At 73.9% G+C, this 21,047-nt stretch carries 11 protein-coding genes; 6 read left to right on the top strand and 5 right to left on the bottom strand.

Going from position 1 to position 21,047, the window contains the following annotated elements:
• Nucleotides 1-62: 62 nt before the first annotated feature.
• Nucleotides 63-1,985: a 1-deoxy-D-xylulose-5-phosphate synthase gene (gene dxs / locus ACZ3YO_RS27385; RefSeq protein ID WP_465574187.1), complete on the bottom strand. Its 1,923-nt coding sequence runs from the start codon at nucleotides 1,983-1,985 to the stop codon at nucleotides 63-65.
• Nucleotides 1,986-2,194: 209 nt separating this feature from the next.
• Nucleotides 2,195-3,397 (bottom strand): ROK family transcriptional regulator, encoded by a 1,203-nt coding sequence (locus ACZ3YO_RS27380; protein ID WP_465574183.1) that lies wholly within the window; start codon nucleotides 3,395-3,397, stop codon nucleotides 2,195-2,197.
• A 490-nt stretch (nucleotides 3,398-3,887) separates the two neighbouring features.
• Between ACZ3YO_RS27380 and ACZ3YO_RS27375 the strand changes: the two genes are divergently transcribed.
• Nucleotides 3,888-5,723 carry an outer membrane protein assembly factor BamB family protein gene (locus ACZ3YO_RS27375; protein ID WP_465574180.1) on the top strand — a complete coding sequence of 612 codons (1,836 nt, stop codon included), beginning with the start codon at nucleotides 3,888-3,890 and terminating at the stop codon, nucleotides 5,721-5,723.
• A 172-nt stretch (nucleotides 5,724-5,895) separates the two neighbouring features.
• Nucleotides 5,896-8,487, top strand: coding sequence for an aminopeptidase N (pepN, locus tag ACZ3YO_RS27370; protein WP_465574177.1), 2,592 nt, complete (start codon nucleotides 5,896-5,898; stop codon nucleotides 8,485-8,487).
• Between the two features lie 141 nt (nucleotides 8,488-8,628).
• Here the strand turns inward: pepN and ACZ3YO_RS27365 are convergent, their stop codons facing one another.
• A complete protein-coding gene (locus ACZ3YO_RS27365; protein WP_396325053.1) occupies nucleotides 8,629-8,859 on the bottom strand; it encodes a hypothetical protein in 231 nt (76 codons plus the stop codon).
• Between the two features lie 10 nt (nucleotides 8,860-8,869).
• Entirely contained in the window at nucleotides 8,870-10,975 is a 2,106-nt protein-coding gene (gene malQ / locus ACZ3YO_RS27360) for a 4-alpha-glucanotransferase (RefSeq protein WP_465574320.1), read from the bottom strand.
• Nucleotides 10,976-11,470: 495 nt separating this feature from the next.
• Between malQ and ACZ3YO_RS27355 the strand changes: the two genes are divergently transcribed.
• A complete protein-coding gene (locus tag ACZ3YO_RS27355) occupies nucleotides 11,471-15,421 on the top strand; it encodes a beta-N-acetylglucosaminidase domain-containing protein (RefSeq protein WP_465574174.1) in 3,951 nt (1,316 codons plus the stop codon).
• 168 nt (nucleotides 15,422-15,589) lie between these two features.
• Here the strand turns inward: ACZ3YO_RS27355 and ACZ3YO_RS27350 are convergent, their stop codons facing one another.
• Nucleotides 15,590-16,234, bottom strand: coding sequence for an HNH endonuclease (locus tag ACZ3YO_RS27350; protein ID WP_396325051.1), 645 nt, complete (start codon nucleotides 16,232-16,234; stop codon nucleotides 15,590-15,592).
• 642 nt (nucleotides 16,235-16,876) lie between these two features.
• Here ACZ3YO_RS27350 and ACZ3YO_RS27345 point away from each other — a divergent pair.
• The 3 genes from ACZ3YO_RS27345 (at nucleotide 16,877) to ACZ3YO_RS27335 (ending at nucleotide 21,047) form a co-directional block, all read left to right on the top strand.
• The gene (locus tag ACZ3YO_RS27345) at nucleotides 16,877-18,007 is read left to right on the top strand and encodes a mechanosensitive ion channel family protein (RefSeq protein ID WP_465574317.1); all 1,131 of its coding nucleotides are present in this window, start codon (nucleotides 16,877-16,879) and stop codon (nucleotides 18,005-18,007) included.
• Nucleotides 18,008-18,391: 384 nt separating this feature from the next.
• Nucleotides 18,392-19,582: an ROK family transcriptional regulator gene (locus ACZ3YO_RS27340; protein ID WP_465574170.1), complete on the top strand. Its 1,191-nt coding sequence runs from the start codon at nucleotides 18,392-18,394 to the stop codon at nucleotides 19,580-19,582.
• 109 nt (nucleotides 19,583-19,691) lie between these two features.
• Nucleotides 19,692-21,047 carry an ABC transporter substrate-binding protein gene (locus ACZ3YO_RS27335; RefSeq protein ID WP_465574167.1) on the top strand — a complete coding sequence of 452 codons (1,356 nt, stop codon included), beginning with the start codon at nucleotides 19,692-19,694 and terminating at the stop codon, nucleotides 21,045-21,047.

Here is a 21,047-nt window from a genome sequence, read left to right as displayed (position 1 = left end):
CTGTTGCGAAGTTGTCGCAAACGGACGCCGCGGGAGCGGGCCGGGGTGGCCCGGGGCCGGGCTCAGGCCTCGACGGTGGCCACGTCCAGCTTGGCGAGCCGGGAGACCAGCGCGGTCACCTGGCGGGCGATGTCCGGCGCGTTGAGCCCGATCTCGGCGAGGATCTCGCCCCGGGAGGCGTGGTCCAGGAACTCCTGCGGGATGCCGAAGTCACGCAGCGGGACGTCCACCTCGGCGTCGCGCAGCGCCTGCGCGATCGCGGCGCCGACGCCGCCCACCCGGCCGTTGTCCTCGATCGTGACGACCGCCCGGTGCTCGGCGGCCAGGCCCGGCAGGGCCGCGTCCACCGGCTTGACCCAGCGCGGGTCCACCACGGTCGCGCTGATGCCCTGGGCGGCCAGCAGGTCGGCCACCTCCAGGCTGGTCGGGGCCATCGCGCCGACCGAGACGATCAGCACGTCGGCGCGGCGGCCGTCGGCCGGGCCCGAGCCCTCCGGGGCCTCGCGCAGCACGTCCATGCCGCCGATCCGGCCCACCGCGGCGACGGCCGGGCCGACCGTGCCCTTGGAGTAGCGGACCACCGTCGGGGCGTCCGTGACCTCGACGGCCTCGCGCAGCTGGGCACGGACCTGGTCGGCGTCACGGGGCGCTGCCAGCCGCAGGCCCGGGACGACCTGGAGGATCGACATGTCCCACATGCCGTTGTGCGAGGCGCCGTCGGTGCCGGTGACGCCGGCCCGGTCCAGGACGAAGGTGACGCCCAGCTTGTGCAGGGCGACGTCCATCAGGACCTGGTCGAAGGCGCGGTTGAGGAAGGTCGCGTAGACCGCGAAGACCGGGTGCAGGCCGTTGGTGGCCAGGCCGGCCGCGCTGGTGACGGCGTGCTGCTCGGCGATACCGACGTCGAAGATCCGGTCCGGGAAGGCCTTGGCGAACGGGGCCAGGCCCACCGGGTGGAGCATCGCGGCGGTGATGGCGACGATGTCCTCGCGCTCGTGGCCGAGCGCGACCATCTCCTCGCCGAAGACCGAGGTCCAGTCCTTGCCCGAGCTCTTGACCGGCAGCCCGGTGTCTGGGTGGATCACGCCGACCGCGTGGAAGCGGTCCTCGTCGTTGTTCTCGGCCGCGTGGTAGCCGCGGCCCTTCTCGGTGAGGCAGTGGACGATCACCGGGCCGCCGAAGCCGCGCGCCTTGGTGAGCGCCGACTCCAGGGCGGTGAGGTCGTGGCCGTCGATGGGGCCGATGTACTTGAGGCCGAGGTCCTCGAACATGCCCTGCGGGGCGATGAAGTCCTTCAGGCCCTTCTTGGCGCCGTGCAGCGTGTCGAACAGCTGCTGGCCGACCACCGGGGTGCGCTGCAGGGCGTCCTTGCCCCAGGAGAGGAAGCGCTCGTAGCCCTGGGTGGTGCGCAGCGTCGCGAGGTGGTTGGCGAGGCCGCCGATGGTCGGCGAGTAGGAGCGCTCGTTGTCGTTGACGACGATGACGACCGGCAGGTCCTTGGCGTCGGCGAGGTTGTTGAGCGCCTCCCAGGCCATGCCGCCGGTGAGCGCGCCGTCGCCGATGACCGCGACGACCGGGTCCGTCTTGCCCTTGATCTTGTTGGCCTTGGCCAGGCCGTCCGCGTAGGAGATGACGGTCGAGGCGTGCGAGTTCTCGATCACGTCGTGCTCGGACTCGGCGCGGGACGGGTAGCCGGAGAGGCCGCCGCTCATCTTCAGCCGGGAGAAGTCCTGGCGGCCGGTGAGCAGCTTGTGGACGTAGCTCTGGTGGCCGGTGTCGAAGAGGATGCGGTCGCGCGGCGAGTCGAAGACCCGGTGCAGCGCGATGGTCAGCTCCACGACGCCGAGGTTCGGGCCGAGGTGGCCGCCCGTCTTGGAGACCTCCGTCACCAGGAAGGTCCGGATCTCCTCGGCCAGCGTGGCCAGCTGTCCGGGCGTGAGCCGGTCGAGATCGCGCGGTCCCCGAATGCGGGTCAGCAGGGCCACCCGTTCCTCCTCGTTCAAAGTCGCGGACCGCGGGCGGTCCGACGGGCGTCGCTGCCCGGTGTGCCGGCGCGGTCCGACGAACTCGGTCGGTGCCGACCGGTCGAGTCTAATGTCCACTTACCGGACGCCGAGCGGGGCGCCCACCACCACCCGCCGGCAATCGCCGTACGGGGCGCGCAGACGGCCACGGAGGGTCCCCCGGCGGGTACTCACGGTCGGGCGACGGACGCCTGTACGGATCTGCCGAGCGTCCCGGAGTCGTCCATCTCGCTCATCACCAGCGCCAGCGCGCCCAGCACCTCGGCCCGGCCGCCCAGGGTGCCCGGGACCACCGACAGCTGGCGGGCCGCGCTCGGGATGGCGTAGCGGGCCACCGAATCCCGGATCGGGGCCAGCACCAGCTCGCCGGCCTCGGCGAGATCGCCGCCGAGGATCACCCGGCGGGGATTGAGCAGGTTGCAGAGGGTGGCGACGCCGGTGCCGATCTGCCGGCCCGCGTCGGCGATCACCCGGCGGCAGCCCAGATCGCCCTGGTGCGCCAGCTCGACCACCCGGGGCAGCGAGAGGTCCGGGCCGAGGGTGGTGGAGAGCAGGCCCAGCAGGTAGCGGGAGCCGACGAAGGTCTCCAGACAGCCGCGGTTGCCGCAGCGGCAGACCGGGCCGGCCTCGTCCAGGGTGATGTGCCCGATCTCACCGGCGGTTCCGCCGGGGCCGCGGTAGATCTGACCGTTGACCACCAACCCGGCACCGACACCGCTGGCCACCTTGATGTAGGCGAGGTCGCTCAGGCCGCGTCCCGCGCCCCAGACCAGCTCGCCCAGCGCGCCCAGGTTGGCGTCGTTGTCCACGTGCACGGGCATGCCCAGGCGCTCGGCCAGCTCGCGGCCGGGGGCGATGCCCGTCCAGCCCGGCAGGATCGCGGTGGAGCCGAGCGCGCCGGTCTCCACGTCGATCGGGCCGGGGACCCCGAGCCCCACCCCGATCACCTTGTCCGGGCGGAACCCGGCCTGGGCCAGGAGCCGCTCCACCAGCGCCTCGGCGCGGTCGAACCCCTGGGCGGCGGAGACGTCCACGTCGATCGGGGCGCTCTCCTCGGCGAGCACCCGGTGCGCGAGGTTGCCGACGGCGACCCGGAGGTGGGTGTGGCCGAAGTCGATGCCCACCACGATGCCGGCGTCGCCGCTGAGCGAGACGCTGCGGGCGCGGCGGCCGCCGGAGGAGGTGTCGGCGACCACGACGGTGCCGCTCTCCTTGAGTTCCCGGACGATGTTGGACACGGTGGCCGCGGAGAGCCCGGTGCCGCGGGCGATCTCGGCCTGGGTCAGCGAGCCGGCCATCCGTACCGCCCGGAGCACGCGCTCCAGGTTCGCCCGGTGCAGTGAGGACTGCGAGCCCGGTGTGTCCGTCGACATGATCCACCCTCCCAAGGGCGAGGGAACCCCTCCGCCGGGCGATCCCTTCAACTCCTGAAGCCTAGGCCCTGAAGGGGGTCGGGGGTGCGGCGACGGGCGACGTGGGTGGAACGGCGGGTGACGGGGAGGCGGCGCGAGGGCGTCCGGGTGGCGCGGCGGGTGGCGCGGCGGGGGGCGGACGGCGGGGGTCTGGGAAGCGGGGGTCTGGGAAGCGGCGACGGGCGACGGGAGGGGCGCGTGCGGTGGGGAGGGCAGGTGAGGGGGTGGCGCAGTGTCCGTGCGGGTGAGGTGGGGGGCTTCGACACGCCGGGGCGGGGGCGGCGGTGGGCTGCGGGAAGGCCGGGCAGCTCAGGGGTGCGGTGCGCGGGGTTCGGGGCTCCTGGGGCGGGCCAAAACGGGCCACCCGTACGATGGTGCCCAATCTCACCCGTCCCACCGGCCTCGGACGTGACCCGGCCGGGGGACGCTTCCAGACATGACGGGGCATCAGATGGCAGGGGATCACCCTACGCCGGGGGCAGGCGACACGACCGGCAGCGGTCCGCAGGACAACCGGGGCGTCTCGCTCGGGCGCACGCCCGGCGGCGCGCCCGACCCGGCCGCCATGGCGGACCAGATGACACAGCTCGACGGGGCACCGGTCCCCGGGCAGGGTGGACCGGCCGCGCCGGCCGCGCCCGGCACGCCGCCGGGACAGCCCCCGGCCCAGCAGCCGGGCAATGACTACGCCTACGCGCCCACCGCCGCCGCCTTCCCCGCGCAGGGCACGCCGCCGCCCCCGCCCGGCGCGCCGGTCGGCCCGTACGACCCGGCCCAGCCCCAGTTCGCCGCCCCCAACAGCGGCCAGCAGTACGGCTACACCGCCCCGCCGACCGACGGCGGCGGGACCGGCTACGCCTACCCGCAGCAGCAGGCCGGGTACACCTACCCGGGTGCGCCGGTGGCTCCGGCGCCCAAGCAGCGCAACCCGGTGATGCTCTGGGGCGGCATCATCGGCGGTGTGCTGGCGATCGCCATCGTCGCCGGCCTGATCGTGCTGTTCCAGGGCAGCCCCGACGACCCCGGCGGCAGCAGCACCAGCGCCGGCGGCGTCACCGGCGGCAGCACCACCGACCCCACCGCCACGAACGGCTCGGGCGGTCCCACCGGCGGTGGCGCCGGCAAGGCCGGCGCCTACAACCTCGCCTGGGCCGCCGCCAAGCCGGCCAACGCGACCAGCGGCTCGCAGATGCTCGGCATCTGGGGCGCCGACAAGACCATCGTGCGCGCCGACAGCTACGGCATCCGCGGCCTCAACTCGGCCGACGGCAAGGAGCTGTGGACGATCGCCCCGCCCGCCGGCAGCAAGGAGTTCTGCGCCGCCTCGTACGGCGTGAACTCCAAGCACATCGCCGCGGTCGCGCTCAACACCGGTGACAGCGACTGCTCCACCGTCGGCGCGGTCGACGTCAGCACCGGCAAGCTGCTCTGGACGGCCAAGGTCAGCCAGGACCGGATGTCCTCGCCCACCCTGAGCGTCACCGAGAAGGTCATCGGCATCGGCGGCAACATGGTCGGCGCGGTGAACATCAGCGACGGCTCGCCGGCCTGGCAGTTCCAGCCGCGCGAGAAGGACTGCAGCGTCTACGGCAAGGCGGCCGGCGCCCAGATCGCGGTCAGCGACCGCTGCTACGGCCTCAACACGACCACCAAGTCCCAGCTGGTCCTGGTCGACACGGACACCGGCAAGACCACCAGCGGCGCGCCGATCCCGCTGACCGGCAGCATCGAGCGGGTCGACAAGGTCGTCTCGGACCAGCCGCTGGTGCTGCTGGTCACCAGCGGCCCGAACGGCGACTACATCCTGCCGTTCGACAAGAGCAACAAGCCGATGAACCCGATGTCGGTGAAGGAGCCCGGCGCCGACAGCCTGCGCCTCTCCGGCCAGGCCGACGCGTTCACCCAGAGCGTGGTGAGCGGGACCACGCTGTACGTCCAGACCAACCCGAGCAAGCCGGCCATCAACGCCTACGACCTGACCAGCGGCAAGCGGCTCTGGTCGTCCACCGGCAGTGCCAGCGACGGCATCCGGCTGGTCTCCGGCACCGACAAGGACGGCAAGATCCGCGCCGTGCTGGACATGGGCTACAACAAGGACTCCAAGCTGGTGACGCTCTCGCCGGCCGACGGCTCGGTGAGCGAGCTCGGCAACCTCACCCAGAACAAGGCCGCCGACAGCATGTACGCCAGCTCCACCGAGTACGTGGTGCAGTCCGACGGCTCGCTGTTCGGCTTCTCCCGCAGCTCCGGCTCGGACAGCCCGGTGATCAAGTTCGTCAAGAAGTGACGCGCCGGCCCTGAGGGGCTGACCACCCGTCGGCACGGCCGGGCGGGGCGGGAGCGGGCCCACCGGCCCGCCCCCGCCCCGCCCGGTGGCGTTCCCCCGGGAATTCCCCCCGGCGCGGACGACCGGACATGGGAGGATGCGAGGCATCAAGCCTGACGAAGGAGTCCTGCGAGTGCCCGGCACCAACCTGACGCGTGAGGAGGCCCGCACCCGGGCCGACCTCCTGCACGTGGACGCGTACGACATCGAGCTCGACCTCGGCTCGGCCCGCGAGGGAGGCACCTTCCGGTCCACCACGGTGGTCCGGTTCACCGCGCGCACCCCCGGCGCGGCCACCTTCATCGACCTGGTCGCCCCGAGCGTCCGGGAGATCACGCTCAACGGCGAGCGGCTCGACAACGCCAACTTCGCCGACAGCCGGATCGCGCTGCCGAACCTGGCCGCCGAGAACGAGCTGCGCGTCGTCGCCGACTGCGCCTACACCAACACCGGTGAGGGCCTTCACCGGTTCGTCGACCCGGTCGACGGCGAGACGTACCTGTACACCCAGTTCGAGGTGCCGGACGCCCGCCGGGTCTTCGCCGCCTTCGAACAGCCCGACCTCAAGGCCGCGTTCACCTTCACCGTGACCGCCCCCAAGGGCTGGGTCGTCGTCTCCAACTCCCCCACCCCGGCCCCGGCCGGCGACGGTGACACCCAGGTCTGGAAGTTCGAGCCGACCGGCCGGATCTCCACCTACATCACCGCGCTCGTCGCCGGCCCGTACGTCGGCGTCTTCGACACCTACGAGAACGGCGACCAGAAGGTGCCGCTGGGCGTCTACTGCCGCCCCTCGCTGCGCGAGTTCCTGGACGCCGAGGCGATCTTCGCGGTCACCAAGCAGGGTTTCGACTACTTCCAGGAGAAGTTCGACTACCCGTACCCGTTCGCCAAGTACGACCAGCTGTTCGTCCCGGAGTTCAACGCCGGCGCGATGGAGAACGCGGGCGCCGTCACCCTGCGCGACCAGTACGTGTTCCGGTCCAAGGTGACCGACGCCGCGTACGAGTCGCGGGCCGCGACCATCCTGCACGAGCTCGCCCACATGTGGTTCGGCGACCTCGTCACCATGGAGTGGTGGAACGACCTCTGGCTGAACGAGTCGTTCGCCACCTTCGCCGAGGCCGTCTGCCAGGCCGAGGCACCCGGTTCGCAGTGGCCGCACTCCTGGACCACCTTCGCCAACCAGATGAAGACCTGGGCGTACCGGCAGGACCAGCTGCCGTCCACCCACCCGATCATGGCCGACATCAACGACCTGGAGGACGTCCAGGTCAACTTCGACGGCATCACCTACGCCAAGGGCGCCTCGGTGCTCAAGCAGCTGGTGGCGTACGTCGGCCAGGACGCCTTCTTCCAGGGCGTGCAGGCCTACTTCAAGCAGCACGCCTGGGGCAACACCCGCCTGAGCGACCTGCTCGGCGCCCTGGAGAAGGCCAGCGGACGCGACCTCAAGGCCTGGTCCAAGGCCTGGCTGGAGACGGCCGGCATCAACGTGCTGCGCCCCGCGCTCACCCTCAACACCGACGGCGAGATCGAGTCCTTCGCCGTCCTCCAGGAGGCCCCCGCGCTGCCGGCCGGTGCCAAGGGCGAGGCGGTGCTCCGCCCGCACCGGATCGCCATCGGCCTGTACGAGCTGACGGACGGCTCGCTGGTGCGCACCGACCGGATCGAGCTGGACGTCGACGGCCCGCGCACCGACGTCCCGCAGCTGGTCGGCCGGCACCGCCCGGCCGTCATCCTGCTCAACGACGACGACCTCTCGTACGCCAAGGTCCGTCTGGACGAGGACTCGCTGGCCGTCGTCACCGAGCACCTCGGCGGCTTCACCGACTCGCTGCCGCGCGCCCTGTGCTGGGCCTCCGCCTGGGACATGACCCGCGACGGCGAGCTCGCCACCCGCGACTACCTGGCGCTCGCCGTCTCCGGCCTCGGCCGGGAGTCCGACATCGGCGTCGTCCAGTCGGTGCACCGCCAGGTCAAGCTCGCCCTCGACGCCTACGCCGACCCTGCCTGGCGCGAGCAGGGCCTGGCCCGCTGGGCCGAGGCCGCCGAGGCGCAGCTGCGCGCCGCCGAGCCCGGCAGCGACCACCAGCTGGCCTGGGCCCGCGCACTGGCCTCGGTCGCCCGTACCGACGGTCAGCTCGGCCTGCTCGCCGGCCTGCTGGACGGCTCGGTCGAGCTGAAGGGCCTGGCCGTCGACACCGAGCTGCGCTGGACGCTGCTGGGCCGGCTCTCCGCCACCGGCCGCGCCGACGAGGCCGCCGTCGCGGCCGAGCTGGAGCGTGACAACACGGCCGCCGGCCAGGAGCACGCCGCCACCTGCCGCGCCGCCCGGCCGACCGCCGAGGCCAAGGCGGAGGCCTGGGCCTCCGTGGTGGAGTCGGACAAGCTCACCAACTACGTCCAGGAGGCCGTGATCGCCGGCTTCCAGCAGGCCGACCAGCGTGAGCTGCTGGCGCCGTTCACCGCGAAGTACTTCGCGGCCGTCAAGGGCATCTGGGAGACCCGCAGCCACGAGATCTCGCAGCAGATCATCGTCGGCCTGTACCCGGCCGTCCAGGTCGAGCAGGCCACGCTGGACGCCACCGACGCCTGGCTGGCCTCGGCCGAGCCGGCGCCGGCGCTGCGGCGGCAGGTCATCGAGGCGCGGGCCGGGATCGAGCGCGCGCTGAAGGCCCAGGTGGCCGACCGCGCGGCGGGCGCCCGGGAGCTGGGGCACTGACGCACCGCCGGGGGTCGCGGGTCCGCCTGCGGCCCCCGGTACCCGTGCCCGCTGGGCACGGAGAAACGCCCGAGGGGGCGCCGGACGGTGTCCGGCGCCCCCTCGGGCGATGTACGGGGTGGGTGGAGAGAGCCCCCTCGGCTACTTCTTGCCGCCCTTGCTGCCGTACGGCATCGCGGCCAGGGCGGCGATGATCACGAACGACGCGATCGGGATGAAAACGTACAGGCCGAGGACCTGGGCGACGCTCAGGCCGGCTCCCGGGTCGTCGCCGTCGTCCGGGGTGAGGGCCATGGCGGGCGACGACAGCAGCATCATCAGCGTGACCGTTGCGGTGACCGCACCGGCTCGCAAAGCGTTCCTCTTGTCCACGTCGCCCAACTTACCCGCCGCTTACGTCACCGCGCGCGGCGGGGTCGGCCTTTCGGGCTGCTCCCGCGGGACGCTGCCCCAGCACGGCGGCGAGCGTCGTCGCCGCCGGGTCCGCGGCGATCCCGTCCAGCGTCACCGGGTCCCCCGCGCCGTCGGCGACCGGCAGCCGCCAGTTCGGGTACTGGTCCCAGGTGCCGGGCAGGTTCTGCGGGCGCGGATCGCCCACCAGATCCGGCAGCCAGACGCCCACCAGCTCGGCCGGGGTGGCCCGCAGGAACCGGTACAGCGCCTGCGCGGAGAGCGGCTCGCCCTCGGCCAGCAGACCCAGCCGGGCCAGCTCGGCCCGCCAGTCGGCCCGGTCGGCCGCCGCCTCCGCCTGCTCCTCGCCGAGCGAGCGCGCCAGCAGACCGAGCCGGTGCCGCAGCTCGACGTGCTCGCCGGAGAGCCGGGCCGCCGTACTCGGCAGGTCATGGGTGGTCAGGGTGGCCAGACTGCCCGGCCGCCACCGCTCCGGCGCGAGGATCTCACCCTTGGCCTGCCAGTCCCGCTCGAACCAGAGCACGGACGTACCGAGGATGCCGCGCGCCGCCAGCTCCTCGCGGACGCCCGGCTCCACCGTGCCCAGGTCCTCGCCGATCACCGCCGTCCCCGCCCGGTGCGCCTCCAGGGCCAGCACGCCGAGCATCGCCTCCGCGTCGTAGCGCACGTACGCGCCCTCGGTCGGCGCATGGCCCTCCGGCACCCACCAGAGCCGGAACAGGCCCATCACGTGGTCGATCCTGATCGCCCCCGCGTGCCGGGCGGCCGACCGGAGCAGCTCGGCGTACGGGGCGTACCCGGCCGCGGCGAGCGCGTCCGGACGCCAGGGCGGCAGGCCCCAGTCCTGGCCGTGGGCGTTGAAGGCGTCCGGCGGGGCGCCGACCGAGATCCCGGTGGCGAGGACGTCCTGGAGCGCCCAGGCGTCGGCGCCGTCCGGGTGCGCGCCGACCGCGAGGTCGTGGATCAGGCCGACCGGCATGCCGGCCGTACGGGCCGCCTGCTGGGCGTGGGCGAGCTGCTGGTCCAGCTGCCAGGCGAGCCAGCGGTGGAACTCGACCGCCTCCCGGTGCTCCTCGGCGGCGAGGGTGACGTGCGGGCTCCCCGGGTGGCGCAGCCCCTTCGGCCAGGCGTGCCAGTCGGCGCCGTGCGTCTCGGCGAGAGCGTTCCAGAGGGCGTACCGCTCCAGCCACTCGCCCTCCCGCTCCCGATAGGCGTCGTACGCGGCCTGGCGGCCCGCGCCGCGCGGCACCTCCTGCAGCAGTTCCAGGGCGCGGCGCTTCAGTGCCCAGACCGCGTCCCGGTCGATCAGGCCGTCGTGGCCCAGCACCTCGGCACGCAGCCGCGCGGCCCGGCGGCCCAGCTCCTCGGCCTCCGCGCGCTGCTCGCCCGTCAGGTACGCGTACTCGGGCACCGCTTCGACCCGCAGGTGGACGGGGTCGGCGAAGCGGCGGGAGGAGGGGCGGTAGGGGGACGGGTCGGAGGGCGTCGAGGGGAGGGCGGCGTGGAGCGGGTTGATCTGCACGAACCCGGCACCGAGGCCCGCTCCGGCCCACTGGGCCAGCTCGGCGAGGTCGCCGAGGTCGCCCATGCCCCAGGAGCGGTCGGACAGGACGGAGTACAGCTGTGCGAGGAAGCCCCAGCTGCGGCCGGGCAGCTGCGGCAGCCGCTCGGGTGCGACGATCAGGTGTGCGCGCTGCACCTTCTCCGCTGTCTCCGCTTTCAGGGTGTGCCGCCCCAACGGCAGATCGGCCGGCAGCCAGTGCGAGTGCCCGCGCGGCAGCTCCCAGACCCCGCCGTCCTCCAGCTCGACGCTCAGCCGCACGTCGGCCGGCGCGTCCAGCGCCGTCCTGCGCCCCTGCCGGACGACGACGCACGGCGGCAGCAACCGCGCCCGCTGCCCGGCCCGGTGACGCTCCAGCGCCTCCCGCGCCGCCTCCGGCGTCCCCGCCTCCACCCCCAACGCACCCAGCACCGCCACCAGCGTCCGTGCCCCCGGCTGATACGCCTGGTCCACCCCGTACGCCTGTGCCAACGCCACCAGCTCGGCCGGAGGGGCCGGCGCGTCCTGCGCGGGCACCTCCAGGCCGTCGGCTCCGTCACGGTCGAGATAAGCGGCCACTCGCGGCTCCTGCGATGTCTCGGGAAAGCCCGGTCAGAACAGCCACAGTCCTACCCGCGTAACGGCCCGGTGACCCCGCGCGACACACGGTGAACGGGCGGCCGGGCGCGCGGCCGGCGGCGGGGCTGCGACGCGGACCGGTACGGGATCAGGAGGGCGGCGGCGTGCGGGTCCACGGCTCCGCGGGGTGCGGGGCAGCGGACGGCCGGGACGCCGGACCGGCACGGCGGGAGCGCTTCGGGCCTCGTACCGGGTGTGCGGCCACGGCGGAACGACGGGTGTCCCGGTGGTGACCAGGTGGCCGCCGCGTGAATAGGGAGTGGCGGCCTCAGTCGGCAATAAAACGGACAAACTAGTCATAGCCGTCGACGGCGTTGACACCGGCTGGGCCAACTGGTGGGCTTTGGCGCGATGTGGTCGTTGCCTGGCGAGGAGGCTCCTGTGCAAGCCCGAGTGTCCGTCGCTGCAGGGCGTCGGTTGCGGCAGCAGTTGGAGCAGAGCCCGGCGCTGCGTGACGTGTTGTACCACCCGGCCGCGATCGCGGCGCGTCAGCTGACGGCGCGGACGTGCCGTCAACTGGCCCCCAGGACCGCCGACCGGCTGATCGCCGACCTCAAGGGGACGCAGCCGCTGCTCGCCTCGGTGCGGGCGGAGCGGGCGCTGGCCGAGCGGCCGGGGGCGCCCAGCCGCAGGACGCTGCAGATCGCGGCGACGCTGTCGGCGGCCGCGGTGGTCGGCGGGCTGCTGGTGAGCGGGCCGGTGGCGTACGCGTACGGCCCTGGGCCGGACGTGGTGAGCACGGCGACGCAGACGCCGCTGGGGAGTGTCACCAACCCTCAGGTGTTCCCGCGGCCTCAGGAGCAGAGCGTGGCCGGGAAGCCGGTCGCGGTGCCCTCCGCCGTCACACTGGTGCCCGCGCCGAAGGCGGACCTCGGGGCGGTGGACGCCGTCCACGAGGTGCTGGGCGTGGCGGGGGCGACGTCGGTGACGCCGCAGGAGGACGCCGGAACGCCGGCCGCCGGGTCGTTGGTGGTCTACATCGGCGGGCCCGCCGAGGGGGCGGGCGGCGAGGTGGACCGGGTGCTGCGGGAGCTGACCGCGGCCGCGGGCGGCAAGGACGGTGCCGCGCCGTCCACCGCCGGGATGCCGGCCGGCGGCTACGTGCTGTCGGCGGGCCAGCTGCCGGCGCAGGGCGGCGGGACGTACGGCGTGGTGGTGCTGGCCGGGACGGACGCGGCGGGCACGTTCTACGCGGCGCAGTCGCTGCGCCAGCTGCTGGCCGCGGTGCCGGCCGGCCAGGGGCAGGCGCCGGGCGCGGCGGGCCTGGGGCTGCCGGGGATCACGCTGCGCGACTGGCCGTCGGGCGCCCCGGTGCGCGGCACCGCGGAGGCGTTCTACGGCACGCCGTGGAGCCAGCAGCAGCGGCTCGACCAGCTGGACTTCCTCGGCCGGTCGAAGCAGAACTTCTACCTGTACGCACCGGGCGACGACCCGTACCGGCTCTCCCGCTGGCGGGACGGCTACCCGCAGGCACGGGCCGAGGAGCTGAAGGCGCTGGCCGCCCGGGCCCGGAAGAACCACGTGGGGCTCGGGTACGCGATCGACCCGGGGCAGTCGCTCTGCTTCAGCTCGGCCAAGGACGCGGACGCGCTGGTGGCCAAGCTGGACGGGCTGCGCAAGCTCGGCTTCACCGCGTTCCAGCTGCAGTTCCTGGACGTCTCCTACGACGAGTGGCACTGCAGCGAGGACCGGTCCAAGTACGGCACCGGGCCGGCCGCCGCCGCCAAGGCGCAGGCCGAGCTGGTCTCCAAGGTGCACGACCGGCTGATCGCCAGGAACCCGGGACTGGCCCCGCTCTCCGTGGTGCCGACCGAGTACCACCAGCAGGGCAGCACGCCGTACCGCAAGGCCCTGGCGGCGGCACTGCCGGAGGGCGTGCAGGTGGCGTGGAGCGGGGTCGGCGTGATCCCGGAGAAGATCACGGGCGCTCAGACCGCCGACACCGGCAGCCTGTACGGGCATCCGCTGGTCACCATGGACAACTACCCGGTCAACGACGCCGACCCGGACCGGCTCTTCCTCGGCGCCTACACCGGGCGGGACGCGGAGGTCGCCACCAGGTCGGCCGTCATGCTGACCGGCGCGATGCAGCAGCCCGTCGCCTCCCGGATCGCGCTGTCCACCGCCGGAGACTTCGCCTGGAACCCCGCCGCGTACAAGCCGGAGGAGTCCTGGCAGGCCGCGCTGCGGTCGCTGGCCGGTCCGACCGGCGCGGCGACCACCCCGGCCGGGGCGGCGCTGTCGGCCGTCACGGCGCTCGCCGGCAACAGCTCCTCCTCGCCGCTGTCCAAGCAGGAGTCCGGCTACATCGCCCCGCTGCTGGAGCGGTTCTGGGCGACCGCCGAGCCGAACGCGGGGGCCGCGCCGGACCTCGCCAAGCTGATAGAGGCGGCGGGCCCGCTGCGCGACGCCTTCGCCGCGATGGCCGCCGCGCAGCAGACCCTGGCCGCGACCCCGGCCACCGCGCCGCTGGCCGCCGAGGCCGGCCCCTGGCTGGCACCGCTGCGCGACTACGGCCTCGCCGGCCAGGCCGCGCTGGACATGCTGCTGGCGCAGCGCGGCGGTGACGGCGCGGCCGCCTGGAAGGCCCGGGTGGAGCTGAACAAGCTGCGCGAGCAGCTGGGCCAGAGCCCGGCGACGGTCGGCGCGGGCGTGCTCGGCCCGTTCCTGGAGCGCGCCGTCCGGGCCGCCGACAACTGGGCCGGCGTGGTCGGCGGCGGGATCACCGCGACCAGCACGCTCGGCACCGCGCACGACCACCTGCCGGCGCTGATGACCGACGGCGTGGCCGACACCTTCTACTGGAGCTCGGCGCCGCCGCAGCCGGGCGACTCGGTCGGCCTGGACCTCGGCGGCGGCCGCCCGGTCGGCAGCGTCACCGTGCTGATGGGCTCCTGGGGCAGCGGCCCGGACGGCGGGACCGCGGTGGACGACTACATCCGCGACGGCGTGCTGGAGTACACCACCGGCGAGGGCGGCTGGAAGCAGCTGACGCAGGTGAGGAACCAGAAGAGCGTCACCGCCCAGCTGCCCGCCGGGACGGTGGTCCGCGGGGTGCGGCTGCGCGCCACCGCCGCGCAGAAGACCGCGGTGGCGGTGCGTGAGTTCACCGTGACCGCGCCCGACGAGGCCCCGGCCAGCGTCACCGGCGGTCCGGCCGCGCTGCCCGGCGCCTCGGCCACCGCCGTGCTGGACGGCAACCCGGACACCGCCTACCGGGCGGCCACCGCGCCGACCGCCTCGGACGAGCCGCTCACCGTCGAACTGGGCGCGGCCCGGCCGCTGGACCGGCTGACCATCCTCACCGACCCGAACGTGCGGGCGTCCGCCACCGTCGCGCTGCGCCGCGGGGACGGCACCTGGGTGGAGATCGGCACCGTCCAGCCCGGCTACAACGAGCTGCCGGCCGGCGGCCAGAGCGCGGACGCGTTCCGGCTGGCCTGGAAGCCGGGCGGGGAGCCGCCGGTGGTCAACCAGGTGATCCCCTGGTACGCGGACGTCCCGGCGGCCCGGCTCAGCCTGGCCGACGCGGCGGTGGACGTGGTGACCGGAGCGACCGCACCGGTGCAGGCCCGGGCGATGATCGAGGCGGGCCGCCCGGAGGGGGTGAACGGCGAGCTGCGCACCGAGGTGCCGGCCGTCGCCAAGGGCCTGACCGTGGCCCCGGTGTCCGGGGTGAACGTGCCGCGCGGCGGCCGGGTCGGCGTTCCGCTGCTGGTCAGCGCCGCTCCGGACACGCCGTCCGGGACGTACCAGGTGCCGGTGCTGTTCGTGGCCGGGTCGGCCACCGTCCGGCAGGTGCTCCAGGTGCACGTGGTGCCGCCGACCGGCGGGCCGGACCTGGCCACCACCGCACAGGCGACCTCCTCGGCCGACGAGACGGCGAACTTCCCCGCCTCGGCGGTGGCCGACGGCGACCCGAAGACCCGCTGGTCCTCGCCGGCGAAGGACGACGCCTGGGTCCGGCTGGAGCTGCCGCAGGCCGCCCACCTGGGGTCGGCGGTGCTGCACTGGCAGGCGGCGTACGCCTCCGCGTACAAGATCCAGACCTCGGCGGACGGCGTCGGCTGGACCACCGTGGCGACGGTGGAGGACGGCAAGGGCGGCAACGAGACGGTGCGCTTCGACGCGCCGGGGGCGAAGTTCGTGCGGGTGCAGGGCGTGGCCCGGGCCACCAAGTACGGCTACTCGCTCTGGGGCGTCGAGCTGTACGCCGTCACCCCGGCGGCCCCGCCGGCCGGGCAGACCCCGCCGCCGGTCACCCCGTCCACGCCGCCCGCCACGGCCCCGGCCACCCCGCCGACCGCACCGGCCGCTCCGGGCACGACGCCGCCGAAGCCGTAACGCCCCGTCGCTCGGCGGCGGGCGGGCCCCGGCGACGCCCGGGGCACCACGTCCCGGGGCGGGCGGGCCGGCCACGAACGGCGGGCCGCCGCGCTCCCCGGGGCGGGGTGCGCGGCGGCCCATGAGGCGTACCGATGGTGATGACGGGCAAGCCCTTGTGGAGCGGGGTCAGGCGGAGAGCGGTTCGGGCTGCTCACCGCGGCGGACGGGGGCTGGGTGGGCGGCGTGCGCCCGGCCGAGCGGCACCGTGTGCCCGGCCTCGGTATGGTCGTGATGTTCGTACTCGCCCCACTGCGGGGCGCGCAGCAGGTCGCCGCCGCCGTACGGCTCCAGGTAGGGCCGCCAGCGCGGGTCCCTGATCCCGGTGCCGATGATGCGCCAGGCCAGGCCGCTCGGCGGGGCCGGTGGGCGCTTCATCCGCCAGCCGAGCTCGGTCAGGTGGCGGTCGGCCTTGGTGTGGTTGCAGCGGCGGCAGGCTGCCACCACGTTGTCCCACCGGTGCTGGCCGCCGCGGCTGCGCGGGATGACGTGGTCGACGCTGGTGGCGGCGGCCCCGCAGTAGACGCAACGGCCGTGGTCACGGGCGAACAGCGCCCGGCGGGTGAGCGGGACGGGCCCGCAGAACGGGACCCGGACGAAGCGGGTCAGACGGACGACGGACGGCGCCGGAAGGGCGCTGGTGGCGCTGTGCAGAGTGACTCCCGAATCCTCCAGGCTGACCGCCTTGTGGTTGAGGACCAGGATGAGTGCGCGGCGCATCGATACGACGCCGAGTGGCTCGTAGGACGCGTTGAGGACCAGGACATGCGGCACGGATGCCTCCTTGGACGCCTGCGGCGCGTGGCTCGCGCCGGGACGAGCGGTTGGACCACGCAACGGGTGCGTGATCTCCCCCAGTGTCGCCTTACGCCTTTGTACGGCGCCACCACTCCTGTGTAACGGACCGGGGATGAACTCCGGGTGTGGTTTCTGTCATACCCGGTATGCCCGGGCGTCGGACGGGTTGCACCCGGGTGCCCTTCCGGGGGACGGCTCGGCCGGTCGGAGCAGCCGGAGCGGCGGGCGGTGCGGCGCCGGTCGGGGGCGTTTGCCGGGGGCGACGCGCAGGCGGTTCGGGGGCGGAGCGGGGGCGTGCCGGGTCGTTGACGGGGCGTCCGGACGGTTTCCGCACGCCCGGCGGCGGCGCCTCCCCGCCGGCCCGGGGGCTCCCCTGCGTGTCCGGCGGGTGGTCCGGCGGCCGATAGGCTGGGGCGGACGGTCCGCAGGCCAGGGGCATGCTTCCGCGCCGGCGGGCTGTGCCACACCCCCTGCAGGAAGGTCCCGCACGTGTTCTGGTCCGGTGCCGCCGGCCTCCTCGCCGACGCGTCCACGACGCTCACGACCACGACGACACTCCCGGCCACGTCGGGCTCGGCCGCGCCCCCGAGCCCGTCCCCGAGCCCGACGGCCCCCGGAGTGCCCCAGCTCGACCTCAGAATCCCGACCAGCGCGCAGGAGGTCAGCGACACCACCAGGCAGGCGGCCGGCTGGTTCGACTCGCACTGGCAGGAGTGGCTGGCCGGCGGTGTGCGGATCGTCTTCATCATCGTGCTGGCGCTGGTGCTTCGGGCCGTGGTGCGCAAGCTGATCACCCAGCTGATAGCGCGGATGACCAGGCCGCACGAGAGCGAGGACGAGCCCGGCCGGCTCGGCGGGCTGCTGGCCAACACCGGCGTGGTCAACCCCGAGCGGCGCCAGCAGCGCTCGGAGGCGATCGGCTCGGTGCTGCGCAGCGTCGCGTCGTTCACCATCCTGGGCACGGCCGCGCTGATGGTGCTCGCGGCGCTCGGGGTGAACCTGGCCCCGCTGCTGGCGAGCGCCGGTGTGGCCGGTGTGGCGATCGGTTTCGGCGCCCGAAACCTGGTCACCGACTTCCTCTCCGGGGTCTTCATGATCATGGAGGACCAGTACGGCGTGGGCGACGAGATCGACACCGGGGTGGCCACCGGGACGGTGCTGGAGGTCGGCCTGCGGGTGACCAAGCTGCGCGGGGCCAACGGCGAGATCTGGTACATCCGCAACGGCGAGGTGAAGCGGATCGCCAACATGAGCCAGGGCTGGTCGACCGCCTCGGTGGACGTCCAGATCGGCTACAAGGAGGACCTCGTCCGGGTCGAGGCGCTGATCAAGGAGACGGCGGAGACGCTCGCCAAGGAGGCGCCGTTCGACGAGCTGGTCTGGGCGCCCGTGTCGATCCTGGGCGTGGAGTCGGTGGCGGCGGACTCGGTGGTGCTGCGGGTCGAGGCCCGGACGGCGCCGGGCAAGTCGCTGACGGTGGCGCGGGCGCTGCGGCAGCGGCTGAAGGCCGCGTTCGACCTGGCCGGGATCAAGGTCAAGGAGGAGGTCGTGCCGGCCGGCGCCGCCGCGGGCACGGCCGCCGGGACGGCCGCGGCGGCGGTGGTCCTGACGACGGCCACGGCGCCCGCACCCACCGACGCCGCCCCGCCGTCCGCGCTGGCCGACCCGGCCTCGCCCCGCTACCTGGCGACGGCGCCGATACCGGCACCGGTCAGGCCGGCCGACGACGCCGGCGTCAAGTCGCCCTGACGCCGGGGCGGAACCGCGCCGGCCGCCGGGCCGAGTCGCCTGACGGCCGGCCCGAGTCGCCCTGACGGCCGGCCCGAGTCGCCCTGACGCCGGGGCCGAGTCGCCCTGGCGGCCGCTCCCGGGTCACCCCGACCGCCGGGGAAGCAACCCTAAAACGGATGAAAGCCCCGCCTCCCGGACACCCGGGGGGCGGGGCTTCGTTCCGCCCGGTAACGAGTCGGCATCCACCGCCGTGACGACCATTGACACCCTCCTGACGAGGACCGTACGGTCCTGTCTCAAGCGACTGGAAAGTTTCCTAACAGTTCGCGCCGGGCGGGCCCGGCGGCCGCCGGCGCCCCACCCGGCGACGGCCACCACCTGCAGGAAGAGGAGGATCTTCGCGTGACCAAGACGACCGCCAAGGCCCCCCTCGCCGGCACCCCCAGCCTGCTGCGGGCCATCAACGACCGCGCCGCCCTCGAACTGCTGCTGGAGAACGGCCCGCTCTCCCGCACCCAGATCGGCACCCTGACCGGGCTCTCCAAGCCCACCGCGTCCCAGCTGCTGGCCCGCCTGGAGGCGGCCGGGCTGGTCCTGCCGGTCGGCACCACCGCAGGCGGCCCGGGCCCCAACGCGCAGCTGTACCAGGTGAATCCGGCAGCCGGCCACGTCGCCGGACTGGACGTCACCACCAGCCACGTCCGGGTCGCCGTCGCCGACATCACCGGCACCACGCTGGCCGAGCACGTCGCCCTCACCAAGGGCTGGCCGGCCGCCGAAACCGTCGCCCGGGTCGCCGCCGCGGTCGCCGAGACCGTCCGCGCCGCCGGGCTCCCCGAGGGCAGCCTGCACACCGTGGCGATCGGCGTCGGCGGCGCGCCCGACCCGGTCACCGGCAAGCTCCGCTACGCCTCCCACCTGCCCGGCTGGCACTCGCCGCGGCTGGTGCAGGAGCTCTCGGAGGCGGTCGGCGCCCCGGTGTCGATCGAGAACGACGTGAACCTCGCCGCCGTCGCCGAGCAGGCCTCCGGCGCCGCGCGCGGGTTCGAGGACTTCGTCCTGCTCTGGGCCGGAGAGGGCACCGGCGCCGCGATCGTGATCGCCGGCCGGCTGCACCGCGGCTTCACCGGCGGCGCCGGGGAGGTCGGCTACATGCCGGTGCCCGGCTCACCGGTCGTACGGGACGTGCGCCGCCGCAACTCGGGCGGGTTCCAGGAGCTGGTCGGCGCACCCGCCGTCCGCGCCCTGGCCCGGGAGTACGGGCTCGGCGCGCCCACCGCGGAGGAGTCGCTCGCGAGGGCCCTGGCGACCCCGGGCGCCGGCGACGAGTTCCTCGCCGCGCTGGCCGGCCGGCTCGCCGTCGGGCTGGCCGTCATCGTCGCCGTCGTCGACCCCCAGCTCGTGGTGGTCTCCGGCGGCGTGCCGAGTGCGGGCGGCGAACGGCTGCGCGCACTCGTCGAGGAGGAGCTGGCCAAGATCTCGATCGCCCGGCCGGAAGTCCGCAGCAGTGCCCTGCCCGGTTCGCCCGTCCTGACCGGCGCGCTGCAACGCGCGCTGGCCGCCGCCCGCGAGGCGGTCTTCTCCACCCACTGACGCTCCCCGCGCACCACCCGCCGCACCGCACCTGACACCTCTCCCCCAACCCCCAACGCGGGACCAGAGGCAATGACGCCTGCCCGCGCACCCCCAGGAGGACCTCGAAGTGCTCTCCACCACCTCCCGCAGAGGCCGCCGCACGCTCGCCGCCGTCACCGGCAGCGCCGTCCTGGCCCTGCTCGCCACCGCCTGCACCGGCACCAACGACGCCGGCGGCAACGACGACTCGGCGAGCGGCAAGGACGTCACCATCACCTTCTGGCACGGCTGGAGCCAGGACTCCGAGGTGAAGGCGATCAACGACAACATCGCCGCCTTCGAGAAGGCCCACCCGAACATCCACGTCAAGGCCGTCGGCAACATCGCCGACGACAAGGTGAACCAGGCCCTGCGGGCCGGCGGCGCCGACGCCCCGGACGTGGTCTCCTCCTTCACCACCAACAACGTCGGCATGTTCTGCTCGACCAAGGCCTTCGCCGACCTCAAACCCTTCCTGGAGAAGGACAAGATCGACGCCGCGAAGACCTTCCCGGCAGCCATGCTCAACTACACGCAGTACCAGGGCAACCAGTGCTCCCTGCCGCTGCTCGGCGACGCCTTCGGCCTGTACTACAACAAGGCCGCCTTCGCCGCCGCCGGCATCACCAGCCCGCCGAAGACCTTCAGCGAGTTCGCCGACGCCGCCGCCAAGCTGACCATCGCCGACGGCGACGGCTACAAGCAGCTCGGCTTCATGCCGCTCTACCACGGCTACGAGTCCACCACCGAGCACTTCCTCGGCCAGTACGGCCCCGCCTACTTCGACGGCTCCGGCAAGTCGAGCCTCGCCACCGACCCCAAGGTCGCCTCCATGCTGACCTGGCAGAAGGGCCTGGTCGACAAGCTCGGCGGCTACGACAAGCTGGACAAGTTCCGCTCCGCCTTCGGCGAGGAGTTCAGCGCCAAGAACCCCTTCCACACCGGCCAGGTCGCGATGGCCATCGACGGTGAGTGGCGCACCGCCTCGCTCGCCGAGAACAAGCCCGACTTCGAGTGGGCCACCGCACCGTTCCCGGTGCCGGACGACCAGGCCGCCACCTGGGGCCGCGGCTACCAGACCGGCACCATCGTCGGCATCGCCAGCAGCAGCAAGAAGCAGGCCGCCGCCTGGGAGCTGGTCAAGTACCTGACCACCGACACCGACGCGGTGGTCGGCTTCGCCAACGCGATCCACAACGTGCCGAGCACCTTCGAGGCGCTCAACTCGCCGAAGCTGATCAGCGACGCGAACTTCAAGACGTTCCTGGACATCGCCAAGAACGCGGACTCGGGCACCACCCCGGCGAGCGTCAACGGCGGCGCCTACATCGTCTCGCTGCAGAACCTCGGCTACGCCTACGAGTCCGGCCAGCAGAAGGATCTCGCGGGCGGCCTCGCGGCCACCGCCAAGGAGATCGACGCCGCCATCGCCCAGGCCAAGTAG

The sequence above is a fragment of the Kitasatospora sp. NPDC022785 genome (genome assembly GCF_055561295.1).
This window is presented reverse-complemented; position numbering and strand designations above follow the sequence as displayed.